Origin of the sequence: Streptomyces lothianensis (genome assembly GCF_047779955.1) — a bacterium.
Classification (GTDB): domain Bacteria; phylum Actinomycetota; class Actinomycetes; order Streptomycetales; family Streptomycetaceae; genus Streptomyces.
On the sequence record NZ_JBLMKT010000069.1, the window covers coordinates 108,352 to 124,996 of the forward strand.

A 16,645-nucleotide genomic window follows, 5' to 3' on the forward strand; every position below is an offset into this window, starting at 1 on the left:
AGTCTCTCCCGGGATGACAACGTTGTCTAGGCTCTATGCTCGACGCCACACCCTGAGAACAGGACGGCATACGTGGCGCAGACAGCCAGGGGGACCGAGAGCCGCTACGGCAACCGGCCCACGATGAAGGACGTGGCGGCACGGGCGGGAGTCGGGCTCAAGACGGTCTCCCGGGTCGTCAACGGCGAGCCGGGCGTGACCCCCGACACCGAGCGGCGGGTCCAGGAGGCCATCGAGGCGCTGGGCTTCAGGCGCAACGACAGTGCGCGGGTGCTGCGCAAGGGCCGCACCGCGAGCATCGGCCTCGTACTGGAGGATCTCGCCGACCCGTTCTACGGGCCGCTCAGCCGCGCCGTCGAGGAGGTCGCGCGGGCGCACGGGGCCCTGCTCATCAACGGTTCGAGCGCCGAGGACCCGGAGCGCGAGCGGGAGTTGGTGCTTGCTCTGTGCGCACGCCGGGTCGACGGACTCGTGGTGATTCCCGCCGGCGGGGACCACCGCTATCTGGAACCGGAGATCAAGGCCGGGGTGGCCACGGTGTTCGTGGACCGGCCCGCGGGGCGGATCGAAGCGGACACCGTACTTTCCGACAGTTTCGGCGGGGCGCGGGCGGGCGTCGCACACCTGATCGCACACGGCCACCGGCGGATCGGCTTCATCGGTGACCAGCCGCGCATCCACACCGCCGGCGAGCGCCTGCGCGGCTACCGCGCGGCGATGGAGGAGGCCGGTCTGCCCGTGGACGAGGGATGGCTCGCGCTGGGCACGACCGATGCGGAGCGGGTCCGCGGCGCGGCCGAGGCGATGCTGTCCGGGCCCGAGCCGGTGACGGCCGTCTTCGCGGGCAACAACCGTGTGACCGTCACGGTCGTACGGGTCCTCGCGGGCCTATCCCGCCCGGTCGCCCTCGTCGGCTTCGACGACTTCGAGCTTGCGGATCTGCTGGATCCGGGGGTGACCGTGATCGCCCAGGACGCGGCGGCGCTCGGGCGGACCGCGGCAAAGTGCCTGTTCCGGCGGCTCGACGGCGATCAGGACGTGCCTCCCGAGCGCTTCGAACTCGCCACGCGCCTGATCGCGCGCGGCTCCGGCGAGCTGCCGCCCGCCGGGTAGGCCCGTTTCGGAGGTGGATCGATGTCCTGGCCGGGTGTCACGGTGGTGGATGCGTGTGTACGGCGCGACGGCCGGGGCGGCAGTCCCACGGCCGTCGCCGACGACGACCCCGCGGCGACGGATGCGCACCGGCGTGCGCTCGCCGCCGCGGCCGGTACCTCGCATGCTGCGTTCCTCGGTGCGGAGCGGACGCCGGACGGTGGCCGGCCGGTCCGGTTCTTCACCGCCGCCGCCGAACTGCCGGGCTGCGGCCACGGCACCGTGGCCGCGCAGGCCGTGCGGCTGGCCTGTGCCGCCCGTGGCGAGCTGAACGACCGCCAGCACACCGGCGGGCGCACCTTCGACACCTTCGCGATCCGCCGCGCGGCCGGCATCGAGGTGTGGTTCGACCAGGGGCTCGTCGCGCTGCGTCACCCGGCGGCCGGGGAGCGCGCGGCGGTCGTCGCCGCGCTCGGGCTCACCGCCGACGATGCGCATCCGGCGGGCGCGCCACGGATCGCCTCGCCCGGCGCACCCCGCATGCTGGTGCCGGTCCGCGACCGGTCGGCGCTGCTCCGGGTCCGCCCCCATCTCGGCAGGCTGACTGCGGCCTCCCGGCGGTTCGGGCTCCTCGGCTGTTTCGTGTACGTACCGCCGGTGGCCGGCCGGCCGGGCGCGGCGCGGATGTTCGCGCCGGCGATCGGTGTCGACGAGGACGTCGCCAACGCCAACAGCACCGGCTGTCTGGCCGCCCACCTGCTCGACGCGTCAGGGGCGCGGACGCTCGCGATCGAGGTGGAGCAGGGTGACAGCCTCGGCCGGCCCGCCTCCGTACTCGCTTCGGCCCGCAGCACACCGGCGGGCATCACGACCCGGGTCGGCGGGCTTGCGGTGATCCGTGACGGACACCGCCACCGGGGCCCCGGGGCGTGACGGCAGACTTCAGCAGACGGGCAGCCCCGGTACGGGCGAGTCGTTGTCGCCGCCCTCGATGTACACGACGCTGACCCAGACGTTGGTGTTCCTGCTGTCGTCGTCGGTCTTCGCCCACCAGACGTTCGTCCACTCGCCGTAGGTCTCGCGGCGGCCCAGGTTGGACTGGCAGTAGAAGTAGTTGGTGCCCGCGTAGAGGGTTCCGGCCTCCGCGCCGGAGGGCTTGTAGGACTTGGCCGTACGCCAGACCTGGCAGTTGTACCTGCCGCCGCCGATCGAGTCGCAGACGGGCGCCGGCTCCCCGCCGCCGCTCGTGCCTCCCTCGTTCGTACTTCCGCCGCTCGTGCCGCCGCTGGTGGTGCTGCCGCCGTCGGAACCGCCCGAGGACGAACCGCCGGAGCCGGAGCCCTCGGTGGTCGAACCGCCGCTCGAACCGCCCGTGGAGCCGCCGCTGTCCGAGCCGCCCGAGCCGCCCGAGGACGAGCCCGAGGTGGTGCCGCCGTCGGAACCGCCCGCCGGGACCGAGGCCTTCGGTGCGGATGTGCCGCCGTCCTCGGACTTGCCGGGTGAGGGGGACTTGCTGTTGCCGGGCGAGGCGGCGTCCGTGGTGGGCGCCTTGTCCTCGGACGACTCCGTGGTGGAATCCGCGGCGTTCCGGTCCGAGGCCGAGCTCCCCTTCGTACCGAAGCCGTCGAGGAGGACGAAACCGCCGCCCGCGGCCGCGATCACGGCGACGACCGCGGCCGCCACCAAGGCCGCGCGGCCTCTGCTGCGCTGCTGCGGCGCGGGCCCGGTGCCCACCGGAGCAGTGGCGGCCACGACGGGCTCGTACTGCTGTGGTGGCTGAGGCTGCTGTGCTGGGTGAGGCTGCTGTGGCGGCTGCTGCGGTTGCCAGGCCGCCGGGCCGAAGCCCGGCGGCACCGGGCCGGGACGGCTCAGCTCGGTCGGTACGGAGCCCTCGGCGGGCGTGGGCGGCGCGGGAGCCGCATCCGGCGCGGAACCTTCCGCGGGCACCTGCCCCTCAGGCATGCCGCCGGACCCCTGCCCCTCAGGCATGCCGCCCGTTCCCGCCGCCGGTGCGCCCCCGGGCGCCGCGTCCGCGACCGCCCGCAGCAGCCGCTCCGCGCTCTCCGCGTCCGGACGCCCCTGGGGGTCCTTCGCCATCAGCTGCAGCAGGACGGGGGTGAGCGGACCGGCCCGTACCGGCTCCGGCAGCGGCTCGACCACGATCGCGGTCAGCGTCGACCAGGTGGACGTACGGCGGAACGGCACCGAGCCCTCGACCGCTCCGTACAGCGTCGCGCCGAGCGCCCAGATGTCGGAGGCGGGCCCCGGGTCGTTGCCCTGGGCGCGTTCGGGCGCCAAGTAGTCGAGCGAGCCGACGAGTTCGCCGCTGCGGGTCAGATGGGTGGCGGAGCCGTCGCCGGGGTCCTCCATGGTCGCGATGCCGAAGTCGGTGAGCAGCACCCGGCCGTCCGCGGCGAGCAGGATGTTGCCCGGCTTCACGTCGCGGTGCAGCACGCCGACGCGGTGCGCGGCGGCCAGCGCCCCCATCACCTTGGCGCCGATCGCGGCCGCCTCGCGCGGCTCGAGCGTGCCGCGTTCACGCAGCACCGTGTCGAGCGAGGGGCCGTCGATCAGTTCCATGACGATCAGCGGGCGGCCCTCGGCCTCCACCACATCGTGCACGGCGACCACTCCGGGATGACGCACCCGGGCCGCCGCCCTCGCCTCCCGCTGCATCCGCAGCCGCAGCGAGGAGAGTTCCGGTGCCGCGGCGTCCGCATAGGTACGCAGTTCCTTGACCGCCACCTCACGCCCGAGCACCTCGTCGTACGCGCGCCACACGACGCCCATGCCGCCGCGGCCGAGCCGCGCGAGTATCCGGTACCGCCCCGCGAGCACCCGCCCCTCGCCGGAGTTCTCCCCCGTTATTTCCCCCGAAGACACCACTGCCCCGTCCGTCGTCGCTCTTCAATTGGCGTACAGAGTACGGGGCAGCGGGGTGCTCCTCGCGTGGCGGTCCCGGTCCTGCGCAGCCGGAGGTTCCTCGTCTTTTTGTCACCTCCTGCGTCGGCTATGCTCGCGCCGCGTACGAGGTCTGCTCTCTGCCGGGTTCGGTTGCTCTACGGGGGATTCAGTGGAACCGAGGACCGCACACGCGACGGAACCGGCCGCGGCGGAACCGGCAGCGACGGAACCGGCCGCGGCGCAGGTGCGCTTCAACGTCCTCGGACCGCTGGAGGGGTGGTACGGCGAGGAGCGTCTGCGGCTCGGCGGAGCGATTCAGGAGCGTGTGCTGGTCGCCCTGCTCCTCGAGGCCGGCCGCGTCATACCCGTCTCCCGCCTGGTCGCCGCCGCCTGGGACGAGGAGCCGCCCGCGACCGCCTTCCACCAGATCCGTAAGGCCGTCGCCGATTTGCGGAAACGTATCCCCGCAGGCAGTCGGACGCTGATGACGGACGGGCCCGGCTACCGGGCGGTGGTGGGACCCGCACAACTCGACCTGAGCGAGTTCGACGCACGGACGAAGGCGGCCAAGGAAGCGGCCCGCCAGGACCGCTCGGTCGAGGCGGTCGGGCTGCTCGGCTCGGCCCTGGCGCTGTGGCGGGGCCCGGTGCTCTCCGGCCAGGGCGGACAGGTCATCGAGGCGGCGACGGTGGCCCTGGAGGAACGGAGACTGGCGGCATACGAGCAGTCCTTCGAACTGCGGCTCTCGCTCGGTGAGGGCAGCGACCTCGTCTCCTCGCTTCGCGAACTGGTGGAACTGCACCCGATGCGGGAGACCCTCCGGGGCCAGCTGATGCGGGCCCTGTACCGGACGGGACGACAGGCCGACGCGCTCGAGGAGTACCGCACGGTCCGTACCCTGCTCGCGGATGAACTCGGCGTCGATCCGGGCCCGCAGCTCAGCAAGGTCTACGAGGACATCCTGCGGGAGAGCCCGGAACTCCTCCCGCCGGGTCCCCAGACGAGCCCGCAGGGAGCCCGGCCGGAACCGCCCCCCGCCGCGAAGCCCCGCGACCTGCCTTGTGACCTGCCGGACTTCACCGGAAGGGAGGGCGAACTGCGCCAGCTGACCGGCTGGGTCCGCGCGGCCGACGACGGGGCCTGCCCACGGGCCACCACCATCGTGGCGATCGACGGAATGGGGGGCAGCGGCAAGACCGCCCTGGCGGTGCGGGCAGCGCACCTGCTCGCGGCGGGCTTTCCCGATGGCCAGGTCCATGTCGACCTGCGCGGCTACACACCGGGGGAACAGCCCGTCCCGGCGATGACCGCGCTCGGCAGGTTGCTGCGGGCCATGGGCGTCCCCGGCGAACGGCTCCCGGACGACCTGCCGGGGCGCACCGCCCTGTGGCGGGCCACGCTGGAGGGCAGACGCGTGCTTCTGCTGCTGGACAACGCGGTGGACGTGAAGGACGTCGTGCCGCTGCTGCCCGACTCTCCGGGGTGTCTGACCCTGGTGACCAGCCGGGTGCGCCTGGTCGATCTGGACGGAGCGGCCTGGCTGTCCCTCGGGATGATGGCGCGGCAGGACAGCGCCGCACTGGTGGCGAACACCGTGGGCGCCGAACGGGTGGCTGCCGAGCCGGAGGCCGCCGAGGAGCTGGCGCGGCTGTGCGGTTACCTGCCGCTCGCGCTGCGTATCGCCACCGCCAAGTTCCGTAAGCGCCCGCGGTGGACGGTGCGCTATCTCGTCGACCGGCTCCGCGACGAGACGCGCCGGATGGAGGAGCTCTCCCTGGGAGAGCGCAGCGTCGCGGCCACGCTGCGGCTGTCGTACCAGGTGCTCGACGAGCGGTGCCGGATCGCGTTCCGCCGTCTGGCGCTGCACCCCGGCGAGGAGATCGACACCTATTCCGCAGGGGCGCTGCTCGGCACCGAGGCGCAGGAAGCCGAGGACATACTGGAGACCCTCCTGGACGCTCATCTGCTCCAGCAGCCGGACATCGGGGTGTACTCCCTGCACGATCTGGTGCGCAGCTTCGCCCGGGGCCTGAACGAAGCGGCGGAGGGTCAGGACGAAGCCGCCGTCGTCCATCTTCTCGACTACTACCTCGGCAGTACGGAACTGGCCTGCGGCTTACGCTTTCCGGGTTGGCGGTACCGCTCCACCGGTCTCGACCGGCCCGTGGCCGAACTGCCCCCGATGGCCTGTGCCGAGGAGGCCGAGGACTGGTTCCGGCGCGAGCACAACACACTGTTCGCAGCCATCTCGCTCGCGTTGGCACGCGGTCACGACCGGCATGCCGTCTGGCTGGTCCGCAATCTCAGTTTCCGGCTCAACGCCCACGGCTACCTGGAGGAGTTCGCGGAACTCGGCCGGCTCTCGGTGGCCGCGGCGCGTCGCCTCGGCGATCTCATGCTGGTGGGTCTGAGCCTGACCAACCTGAGCGTCGCCTGCTGGAAGCTGGGCAAGCTCACCGAGGGTGTCAAGGTCGCCGAAGAAGGCTGGAAGGTGGCCCGGGAACTCGGCGATCGGCGGACCGAGGCACACAGCGAGAGCGTCCTCGGCCAATACCACAGCCTGCTCGGCCGGTTCCCCACCGCGCTGAAGTGGCTGGAGCGGGCCGTCGCCGCCGAACGGGAACTGGAATCACCCCGGGACGAGGCCGAATGCCTCACCCTGCTCAGCGCGCTCTACGAGCGGTGGGGCCGCTACGAGGAAGCCGTGGACGCCGCGAGCCGGGCCCTGGATCTCGCGCGGCGGTTCGGCCACGGTGAGATCGAATGGGTGGCACTGACGGACCTCGCCCTGGCGCTCATCGGCCTGGAGGAGTTCCACGAGGCCGACCGATGGCTTGCGGCCGCCCGCGCACGGTGTTCGGAGCACCATGAGCCCGGACAGGCCGCGATCACCCTGACCCTGTCCGCGCTGACCGCGCATCACCTGGGCGACCGGGCCGGAGAGGCCGCGTACGCCGAGCAGGCGCGGCCGTCGATCGACGCGACCGTCTCTCCGCTGCGTACGGCCAAGGCCGAGAATCTGCTGGGCCGGCTGCTGAGCCGGCAGGGACGGCACGAGGCGGCGCTGGACGCGCACACCGCGGCGTACGAGATAGCCGCGCCGCTGAAGTACCGGGTGGTCGAGGCCTACGCCTTGCTGGGCATGGCCGATGCGGCTCTGGTGCTGGGCGACGCGGAGACCGCGGGACGTCACCGTCGGACGGCCGAGGAATGGTTCGCCGCCGTGGGCGTGGAACCGGGGCGCCGACGCGGCTGAGGACCGGCCGGCGGACAGGCCCTGACAGCACGGTCACCGGCGGATGACCGCGGGTCCCCGCTCCTCCGCGAGCACGATCCCGCCGGTCCGCGCGTCCTGCGGCTGGGGCACGGCCTGCAGGGCACCGAGCGAGAGGCCGACGATGGCGGTGAGCAGTGCGGCGAGCCGGGTGGCCTTGCGTCCCATGGTTTCTCCTCCGTGGTCGTTCGCTCTTCGTGGACCACAGATTGCTCGGACCGATTCCCGAAGCGTTCCCGGTCTGTTCCCGCCCGGGGTGCGGAACCGGTAACGGCACCGTCGCCCGCCGGGCGAGCGCTGTGTCACTCGGCATCGACACCGGTCGTGCAGGACACCACCTGGGGGCCCCGGTCGGTCAGCACCACCTCGACCAGGGCCCCGCCGTCCGCGTGTCCCATCAGGTCGAGCAGCGCGAGGGCGGCCGAACGAAGCTCCACCCGCGCCGCTTCGGAGGGCGGGCCGGAGCCGTGGGGACCGATGCCGGTCACCGTGTGCATGCCGGAAACCGACTGCACTTCGACCACATGCGTCGTCCCGTCGGGGCGGACACCACGGGACGCGGAGGGGGCGGCGGCACTGCCCGCCCACTGTTCGGTGGCGGCAAGTTCCTCGAGAGGGAGGACCGGCTCGGCGTCGTGCCGGCCGTCGTCCGCGGAGCGATGGTCCATGCTGTTGCTCCTCAAAGCCGGCGGAAAGGGGGACCGAAGGGGAGGGCGACGGGGATGTCCTGGCACGGCGCGACCTGGCCGGCTCCCTCGCCCGCGGCACCCAGACTCGCTCCCGGCCGCCCCGGACGTGAAGGGATGTCGGGTCTTCTGCCGGTCGTTTGCCGCCTGGCGGGCCTGGTCCGGTCCGGCCGCTCCCGGCAGGCTGCCCGTACGGCGCAGGACGCCGCCGGTACACCGGCGCGTCATCCGAGGAAGGAAGAGGGAGACGACGTGACAGCAAGCCGGAACAACCGCTGGATCACCGGCCGGCAGGCGCGGGGCGAGGTACACACCAGGCTCATCTGCATCCCGCAGTCGGGGGGTGGCGCCGGAGTCTTCTCACGCTGGCGGGGACGACTGCCGGAGGGCGTGGAGCTGGCACCGGTCGAACTCCCGGGCCGCGGGACCCGACGGGAGGAGACCATGCCCGACGGCTTCGACACGGTCGCCGACGCGCTGTACGAGGGGCTGCGCGGTGAGTTCAACCTTCCCTACGCCCTGTTCGGGCACAGCTTCGGCGGAATGCTCGCCTACGAGGTGGCGCGGCGGGCCGAACAGGAGGGCATCCGCCGGCCGCTCGCGGTCTTCGTCTCCGGGACGCGCGCCCCGCATGTGCCGCACCGGCGGTTCGTCGCGGATGCCGACGAACGCGTGCTCACCGACTGGCTCTCCGGCTGCGGCGGCCTTCCCGCCGAGTTGTTCGAGTTCCCGGACTTCCTCCGCGAGATCCTCCAGGTCGTGCGTACGGACCTGCGGCTCGCGGAGTCGTACGCCGTGGTGGACCCCGTCCCGCTGACCGCGCCGCTCCACGCCTTCGCCGGGGCGGACGACGTGGTGACGCCGCCCGGAGAACTGGCGGCCTGGCAGCGCTGCGGCGGCTCCGGCTTCACCGTGACGACGCTGCCGGGCAACCACGACTTCCCGTACACCGCGGCCGCCGAGCTGATCGCCGCGATGGAGCCTGCACTGACCCGGGTCGCCCGGGTCGGATGACGGCGTCCGCTTCGGCCGGGGTCCGGGCCCGCGGTACGGAGACGGGACGCGGACGGGAACGGGACCGGGGACGGTGCAGTCAGTCGCCGCTCCCCGGTTCGCGGTGAGCGGCATCGCCTTCTCACCGGAGTGTGTACTACATGGTCCAGAACTCGCTCACCCGGCTGCGTCTTCTCCGTGGATACACGCAGGAGGAGCTGTCCGAGCTGTCCGGAATCAGCGTCCGGACGATCAGAAACCTCGAACGCGGGCAAGTACACAAGCCCCGGCGCAGTTCCGTGGAGATGCTGCTCACGGTCCTCGACCCCGAGTGGCGCCGGGAGGGCTCGGACGGGACCGGCGGGCGTCCGGCCGGGCCGGATTCCGCAGGGGGCCTGGCCTGGGCGGAACTCCTCGGTCAGAACAGACCCGTGTGGCGTGGCCCGCGACCGGTCCGGTCGTCACTGATCGGGCGCGGCCCCGATGTCCGGCGGCTCGAGGCGTTGGTCGGTGAACAGCAGATCGTCGCCGTCACCGGGGCGGCCGGGATCGGCAAGACGAGGCTGGCGCAAGCCGCCGCCGAACTCTGCGGTCCGGCCTTTCCCGACGGTGTGGCCGTGGTCGAGCTGGGCCGCATACCGGGAGAGGACCGGCTGGATCCGGACGAGTCCCTGGAACTCGCGGCGCTCGCCCTCGAGGAGGCGTTCGGAGACCGGCGGCCGGCGGCCGGGCGCCAGGCGCTGGTCCTGCTCGACAACGCGGAGCACCTGCCCACGACGACGGCCCGTCTGGTGGAGCGTCTTGTCACGCAGAATCCGCGGACCCATCTGCTGGTCACCTCCCGGCAGGTTCCGGAACTCACCGGGGCCACGGTCTGGGAGGTGCCGTCGTTGACGCCCGAGGCGGCCGTCGACCTGCTCCTCGACCGCCTCGGTTCGGTGTGTCCCCGGCTCGACCTGTCCGGCGCCCGGCAACTGCTCGACGTGCTGTGCGGGGAGCTCGACCGGCTCCCCCGGCTGGTGGAGTTCGCGGCGCACCGCCTTCGGGGGGTGCCGCTGGAGACGCTGGTGTCCGACAGCCGGGTGCTTGCCACCCTCGGCTCGGCGGACCGGTCCCTGCTGCCTCATCAGCGGTCCCTCGCGGCCAGTGTGCAGTGGAGCCTCGGGCTTCTCGAGGAAGGCCACCGCAGTCTGCTGTCCCGCCTTGCCTCATCCGGCGAGCACGCGTCGGCCGAGATCCTGTGGGACGTGCCGGCGGACGCCCGCGACGTGCACGCGGTGGACGGTCTCGCCAGGCTGGTCGACACCTCCCTCGTCCAGGTGGACCGCGGGGGCGTGTACCGGTACCGGGTGCTGCGCCATGTGCGTACGGTCCTCACCGCATCCGGGGTCGCGGCCGGTGAGCGGGTCGCCCTGTCCGCCTGAACCCGTACGGCACACGGCGCCCGCGCGGCAGACCGGTGTGGGGGGGCGATCCCGGCTCAACGGGATCGCCCCCCACTCTGTCCGGTCCACGCGGCCGATGTGGTCACACCTTCTCGGCGACGGGTGCGGCGGCGTCTTCGGCGGTTCCGGGGACGAGATCCAGTTCGGTCAGCTCCTCCACCGGCGTACGCAGAATGTTCAGCGCGGGCGAGAGGGACACGGCCACACAGAGCGGGACCATGACGACGAGCAGCGTCAGGATGCCCCCCTGTACTCCGAAGACGACCACCAGGAGGCCGGCGAGCATCGGGCCGAGCCACTCCAGCGAGTACGCGCCGAAGCGGTTCACAGCGGCGACCCGGCCGAGGAGCCGGTCGGGAACCATCTGCATCACGTAGGTCTGCAGCACGACGTTCAGCGGCACGGAGGCGAATCCCGCCAGCGCGACGATCACGGCGATCTGCCACACCTCCGGTGCCAGGGCGGTGAGCAGCAGGCCCACCGTGAACGCCACGATCGCCACCGATATCAACTGCCGGGCCGGGACGTGCTTGACGAGCATCGGCGCCGCCAACGCGCCGGCCAGGGCCCCGCCCACCGCCAGCCCGGTGACGGCGCCGATGGTGGCGGCGCCGCCGCCGCGCTCGCCGACCACGGCGACGAGCAGCAGCATGAACGCCTGGTCGATCATGTTGAGCACCGCGGCCATGATCACCACGAAGCGCAGGAACGGCTGGCGCCGTACGAAGCCGATGCCCTGCCCCACGTCCTTCACCATCGAGGTCCGCGGTGCGTCCGCGTCCCGGTCCGGGCCGAGTGGCCTGCGGATGAAGAGGGCACCCACGGCGGCGAGGACGAACGACACGGCATCGAAGAGGAACGGGATGCTGCGGCCCGCCGCGAAGAGCACGCCGCCCAACGGCGGGCCGGCCAGCTGTGCCGCCATGTCACGGCTCATCGCCTGTCCGTTCGCGCTCGCCAGCTGGTCCTTGCGGACGAGCCGGCGCAGTGCGGGAGTGGTGGCGCCGAGAACGACTCCCGAGCACAGGCCGCTCAGCAGCGCGGCCACGGCGAGCAACGGAACCCGGGCGATGTTCTCGTGCGCCAGGAAGGCCACCGTGCCGAGCAGGACCGCCTGCGCCAGGGGCCCGGCGATCAGCGTCGCCCGGCGCGAGAACCGGTCCGCGATCACCCCGCCCCACAGGGTCATGACGAGCACACCGAACAGGTTCGCCGAGCCGATGAATCCGGCCTGGCCGACCGAGCCGGTGAGGTGGAGAACGAGCAGGGGGTAGGAGATCGCCGAGACGCTCGTACCCAGAGCCGAGCACGTGTTGCCGATCCACCACCCCACATAGTCGCGGTTGCGCCACAGCGATGTGGCGGAGCCCTTGTCTTCGTGCCGCTGCATCGGCTCTCCCTCGTCGTGAATCCCGCCTCGGCGAGATGGCGTCCGAGTGATGCTGGCACCCGTCTCCGCCCGGCCCCAGGCAAGGCCGGAGGCAGGTTCCGGTGCGGAAGCTGCCGGGGCTGCTGCCTGGCCGGGGCCCGGCGATCAGCGTCCAATCGGCATGGTGTCGCCGGCCCCGGCGACCCGGGGAAGCGGCCGGCCGACGGCCCTCCCCGACCCACTGCGTGCTGGAGGCTGCCCCGTGGTTGTCGAGGCTCTTGTGCCCCCTCGGCCCGACACGGCCGTGGACTCGGTCGACCTGTCGGACCCCGAGACGTTCGTCCGTCATGACCTGACCGCCTTCTGGCGGAGGCTGCGCCGGGAGCGCCCCGTCCACTGGCATCCTCAGGCCGAGGGCCGCCGGGGGTTTTGGGTGGTGAGCCGGTACGAGGACGTCATGTCCGTGTACCGCGACGCCCGCAACTACACCTCCGAGCAGGGGAATGTACTGGTCACCCTGCTGGCCGGCGGGGACAGCGCAGCCGGCCGGATGTGCGCGGTGACCGACGGGAGCAGGCACCGCCAGATGCGCAACGCGCTGCTGAAGGCGTTCGCCCCGCGTGCCATGGAAGGCGTTCAGCGCCGTATCAGGGCCAACACGTTCCGGCTCGTGCGGGACGCGGTCCGCAGGCAAGAGGTCGACTTCGCCGCCGAGATCTCCGAGTTCGTTCCCATCCTGACCATTTCCGATCTGCTCGGAGTACCCCACGGCGACCGGGAGTTCCTGCTGTCGCGGACCCGGGCCGCGCTCAGCGCGGACACCGCCGGCCAGTCCGCGCAGGACGCCTGGTCGGCCCGGAGCGACATCCTGCTCTACTTCGCGGACCTGATGGAACAGCGCCGTGGCCGGGACACCGACGATGTGATCACCGTGCTCACCAACACGATGGTGGACGGGCGCCCGATGGACCGGGACGAGGTGGTGCTCAACTGCTACAGCCTCATCCTCGGCGGTGAGGAGACCAGTCGGCTCACGATGAACGACGTCGTCCACCGGCTGGCCCATGACAAGGAGCAGTGGCGGCGGCTGCGGGAGGGCGCGGTCTCGCTGGACTCGGCCTGTGAAGAGGCCCTGCGCTGCGCCACGCCGACCATGCACTTCGGCCGGACCGCGGTCAACCGGATGGAACTGGCCGGCCAGGTGATCGAGCCCGGGGACATCGTGACCCTGTGGCACTCCTCCGCGAACCGGGACGAGCGCGTCTTCGACGACCCCGAGGTCTTCGATCTGGGGCGCACCCCCAACAAGCACCTGACGTTCGGGTACGGGCCGCACTTCTGCCTCGGCGCCCATCTGGCCAGGGTCGAGGTGAAGGCCCTGCTCGCGGCGCTGCGCACCTTCGCCCGCGACCTCGAGGTCGTCGGAACGACCCGGCGCTTCCACTCGAACTTCCTCACCGGATACAGCTCCCTGCCCGTCCGGTTCACGCCGGACGAGACCCGCGCCGCCGCGGCCACAGCCACCACTACCACCACCGCCACGGCCACGGCCACGGCCACAACCACCGCCACCGCCACCGCCACCGCCACCGCAGCGAAGGACAGCCACCATGCCGCACGTTGAGACCCCTCGTCCTGCCGCACCGCTGGGCGCGGTCACCGAAGTGAGCCGCGCCCAGGAGGGCATGCTCGCCGTGGAGGACTTCCTCACCGGTAGGCCGTCACCGTTCCACGTACTCAACAGCGCCGAGATCACCGGACCGCTCGACGTCGGCCGGCTCTCCGCCGTGCTGGAGACGCTGGTGCGGAGGCACCGGGCCCTGCGCACGGTGTTCGTCCGCGACCCGGAGACCGGCGCGCTCGGCTGCCGGACCGTGCCGGACGCCCGGCCGAGGATCATCACGCAGGACCTGCCCGAGGCGGGCTCCGCGGGCGATGTGCGGGAGCTTGTCGACCGGCTGCTGACACCGATGGCCCCCCGGTTGCTGCGGCCGTTCGCCGAACCGCCGGTGGTCTTCGTGGTGACCGAGGCCGGCGAGCACCGCTGGGTGCTCTCGGTCCTCGGCCACCATGCCGTGCTCGACGGTTTCAGCCTGGGACTTCTCTGGCAGCAGATCGCCTCCGGCTACGCGACCGCCGAGGACGAGGCCGGTGACGCGGCCGAGGCGCCCGGCATGGAGGTCTTCCTCGCGGAGGAGCAGGCTCTCGGCGCCGCGGAACGCGCCGCAGCGGTCGAGGCACGCGCCGGTCTTCTCGCCCGGTGGCCCTCCGTCACGGAGATACCCGGCGAACTGCCGCGTCCCGCGGTTCGTACCTTCGCCGGGGCCCGGCTTCCGTTCACGCTCGGGGAGGCGGCCGAGGCGGGCTGCCGACGGCTGGCCGCCGCCGCCCGGGTGAGCCGGAACGTGGTTCTGCTCGCGGCCTGGACCCTGGCCGTCGCCCGGCAGGCCGGGACCGACCGGATGGTCATGGGGGTGCCCACGCTCGGCCGTACCTCCGAGTCGGCGATGCAGGTCGTCGGCGGAGCCACCGGGCTCGACGCCATCGCCTGCGACCTTCCGGACGACATCGACGTGGCGGAGTATCTGCGCCGCACGGCCCGCGCCAGCCGGGAGCCGCTGCGGTACAGCGGTGTCGCCTTCGAGGACATCGTCGCCGCGCTCGACGCCGGCGGAGACCTCGGCCGCAATCCCCTGGTGCAGTTCGTCTTCGCCGCCCAGAACTCGGTGGTGCCGGAGGTGCTCACCGCCGACGGCCTCCGCTTCGACATCCGGGTCGGGCACACCGGCGGCACGATGTACGACGCGATGCTGCACGTCATGCGGTGGGGGCAGGCCCCCCGGCTGGAACTGGAGTACGCCACCGACGTGCTGACCTCCGGGGAGGCGGCCAGGCTCGCCGTGGGCTTCGAGCAGGCGCTGACCGACATGGCGACGGCACCCGACCGTCCGCTCGCCGAACTCACCACGGTCACCGAGCGGCAGCGCCGTCTGCTGGAGCGCTGGGGGCATGGGGCACGGGACGACGAGCGTACGGGACTGTGGCAGCTGGTCGAGCAGAGTGCCCGGCAGCACCCGGAAACGGTGGCGGTGCGCGACCGGGACGGCCGACGGGCCGTCACCTACCGGCAGCTGATGGCGGCCGTGGACGCTCAGTCGGCGCTCCTGGCGGAGGCGGGGGTGGGCGTGGGCGACTGCGTGGCGCTCGCCCTCCCCCGGTCCGCCGAGGAGATCGTGGCGGTTCTCGCCACGCTCCGGATCGGCGCCTGTTACGTGGGCGTGGATGCGGAGAGTCCGGCCGCGACGATCGCCTCGACCCTCGCCCAGGCCGGCGTGCGGGTGGTGCTCGGTACCGCGGACCGGCTCGACGCCCTCGACGCCCTCGACGAGGGTGCCGGCGAACGGACCACGATGGCGGTGGTGGATCCGCTGGCTCCCCCGGCGACCGCCTCCGTGCCCGCGGCTCCCGCGCACCCGGACCGTACCGCCTGCCTGGGCTTCACCTCGGGTACCACCGGGACGCCGAAGGGGGCCATGGTCCCGTGCCGCGGTGTCGTACGGCTCGCCCGGGACGCAGGCCTGGTGCTGCCCCGCGCGCGAGCACGGTTCGTGCGGCTGGCACCGCTGGCCTTCGACGCCTCCACCCTGGAGATCTTCACGCCCCTGCTCGCCGGGGGCACCGTCGAGGTCTATCCCGAGGGCCATGTGGCACCGGACGAGATGGCCGCCTTCCTCGAACGCCACCGGGTGACCGGCATGTTCCTCACCTCGGGCCTGTTCCGCCTGGTGGTCGACTACCGTCCGGACGCCTTCCGCGGCATGGTCCAGGTCCTCACCGGAGGCGACGCCATCTCGCCGCCGCACGTCGAGGCCCTGCTCACGGCATGCCCCGGCGTACGCGTCAGCAACGGATACGGCCCCACCGAGTGCACCACCATCACCGCCACCTTCCACATCGACGACCCCTCGGAGATCGGGGAGTCGGGGCTGCCGATCGGCAGGCCCATCCGGAACACCGACGTACGGGTGGTCGGCACCGGCGGGCACCCGGTCCCGCCGGGCTCGCCCGGCGAACTGATCGTCTACGGCCCCGCCGTCGCCTCCGGGTACGTGGCCAGGCCCGAGGAGACCGCCGCGGCCTTCGGGAGGGACGGTGACGGCAGGCGCTTCTACCGCACGGGCGACCTGGTGCGGTGGGATTCGACGGGGAACCTCTGGTTCCTCGGCCGCCGGGACCGGCAGGTCAAGATCCGCGGCTTCCGGGTCGAGACGGAGAGCATCGTCGAGGCGCTGCGCCGGCAGCCCGGAGTTCGCGACGCGACCGTGATCGTGGTGCCGGCGGGCAACGGTGACAAGCAGCTGCTGGCCGGCGTGGTCGGGGACGGTGCCGCGCTGCGGACCGGTGATCTGCGCTCCGCGTTGGCCCGGGTCCTGCCCTCCTACGCGCTGCCGCATCTGTGGGCGGTGGTGGACGCACTCCCGCTGCGCAAGAACGGAAAACTCGACACCGCCGCCCTCACCTCGGCGGCGGCCCCGGCCGGACGGGCACAGGAGGAGGAACCCGCCCCGACGGCGTCCGCGCCGCACGGCCGCGTCCACGAGGAGCCGGAACCCGAGGACGCCGCCCAGGCTCCGGTGTCCTCGGACCACGAGGAGGTCATCGCCCGGGCCTGGCGCAAGGTCCTCGGTCACCAGGACTTCGGCAGGGACGACTGGTTCCTCGACGTCGGCGGGGACTCGCTCAGCATGATCCGCGTGTACGCCATCCTCAACGCGGCCCTGCCGGAGAGGAACCTGACCGTCGAGGACCTCTACACCTGCGCCACCATCAACGAGCTGGCCGCCCATCTCCGTTCCGCCGAGACCGTACCCGCCTGACGAGG

At 72.5% G+C, this 16,645-nt stretch carries 11 protein-coding genes; 7 read left to right on the forward strand and 4 right to left on the reverse strand.

All coding sequences use genetic code 11. The annotated features are described in order from the left end of the window. Window positions 1–72 precede the first annotated feature (72 nt). Both ACLF6P_RS24430 and ACLF6P_RS24435 read left to right on the forward strand, forming a co-directional pair. Window positions 73–1,113 carry a LacI family DNA-binding transcriptional regulator gene (locus ACLF6P_RS24430; RefSeq protein WP_415952938.1) on the forward strand — a complete coding sequence of 347 codons (1,041 nt, stop codon included), beginning with the start codon at window positions 73–75 and terminating at the stop codon, window positions 1,111–1,113. Between the two features lie 21 nt (window positions 1,114–1,134). Then, window positions 1,135–2,025 carry a PhzF family phenazine biosynthesis protein gene (locus tag ACLF6P_RS24435; RefSeq protein ID WP_415952940.1) on the forward strand — a complete coding sequence of 297 codons (891 nt, stop codon included), beginning with the start codon at window positions 1,135–1,137 and terminating at the stop codon, window positions 2,023–2,025. A gap of 9 nt (window positions 2,026–2,034) precedes the next feature. Here ACLF6P_RS24435 and ACLF6P_RS24440 read toward each other — a convergent pair whose 3' ends face one another. Next, a complete protein-coding gene (locus tag ACLF6P_RS24440) occupies window positions 2,035–3,975 on the reverse strand; it encodes a serine/threonine-protein kinase (protein WP_415952971.1) in 1,941 nt (646 codons plus the stop codon). 190 nt (window positions 3,976–4,165) lie between these two features. Between ACLF6P_RS24440 and ACLF6P_RS24445 the strand changes: the two genes are divergently transcribed. Further along, the gene (locus tag ACLF6P_RS24445) at window positions 4,166–7,252 is read left to right on the forward strand and encodes an AfsR/SARP family transcriptional regulator (protein ID WP_415952942.1); all 3,087 of its coding nucleotides are present in this window, start codon (window positions 4,166–4,168) and stop codon (window positions 7,250–7,252) included. Window positions 7,253–7,285: 33 nt separating this feature from the next. Here the strand turns inward: ACLF6P_RS24445 and ACLF6P_RS24450 are convergent, their stop codons facing one another. Beyond that, the gene (locus tag ACLF6P_RS24450) at window positions 7,286–7,438 is read right to left on the reverse strand and encodes a hypothetical protein (protein ID WP_415952943.1); all 153 of its coding nucleotides are present in this window, start codon (window positions 7,436–7,438) and stop codon (window positions 7,286–7,288) included. A 134-nt stretch (window positions 7,439–7,572) separates the two neighbouring features. After that, window positions 7,573–7,938 carry a hypothetical protein gene (locus ACLF6P_RS24455; RefSeq protein ID WP_415952945.1) on the reverse strand — a complete coding sequence of 122 codons (366 nt, stop codon included), beginning with the start codon at window positions 7,936–7,938 and terminating at the stop codon, window positions 7,573–7,575. A 270-nt stretch (window positions 7,939–8,208) separates the two neighbouring features. On the opposite strand from ACLF6P_RS24455, the gene ACLF6P_RS24460 reads away from it, so the two are divergent. Both ACLF6P_RS24460 and ACLF6P_RS24465 read left to right on the forward strand, forming a co-directional pair. Continuing rightward, window positions 8,209–8,970 (forward strand): thioesterase II family protein, encoded by a 762-nt coding sequence (locus tag ACLF6P_RS24460; RefSeq protein ID WP_415952947.1) that lies wholly within the window; start codon window positions 8,209–8,211, stop codon window positions 8,968–8,970. Between the two features lie 140 nt (window positions 8,971–9,110). Then, window positions 9,111–10,373, forward strand: coding sequence for a helix-turn-helix domain-containing protein (locus ACLF6P_RS24465; RefSeq protein ID WP_415952949.1), 1,263 nt, complete (start codon window positions 9,111–9,113; stop codon window positions 10,371–10,373). Window positions 10,374–10,476: 103 nt separating this feature from the next. Here ACLF6P_RS24465 and ACLF6P_RS24470 read toward each other — a convergent pair whose 3' ends face one another. Then, the gene (locus tag ACLF6P_RS24470) at window positions 10,477–11,784 is read right to left on the reverse strand and encodes an MFS transporter (protein WP_415952950.1); all 1,308 of its coding nucleotides are present in this window, start codon (window positions 11,782–11,784) and stop codon (window positions 10,477–10,479) included. Window positions 11,785–12,025: 241 nt separating this feature from the next. Here ACLF6P_RS24470 and ACLF6P_RS24475 point away from each other — a divergent pair, with 241 nt between their 5' ends. Together ACLF6P_RS24475 and ACLF6P_RS24480 are read left to right on the forward strand one after the other, a co-directional pair. After that, window positions 12,026–13,387, forward strand: coding sequence for a cytochrome P450 (locus tag ACLF6P_RS24475; protein ID WP_415952952.1), 1,362 nt, complete (start codon window positions 12,026–12,028; stop codon window positions 13,385–13,387). Next, the gene (locus ACLF6P_RS24480; protein WP_415952954.1) at window positions 13,374–16,640 is read left to right on the forward strand and encodes a non-ribosomal peptide synthetase; all 3,267 of its coding nucleotides are present in this window, start codon (window positions 13,374–13,376) and stop codon (window positions 16,638–16,640) included. The genes ACLF6P_RS24475 and ACLF6P_RS24480 overlap by 14 nt, the downstream gene beginning before the upstream one ends. Window positions 16,641–16,645 lie beyond the last annotated feature (5 nt).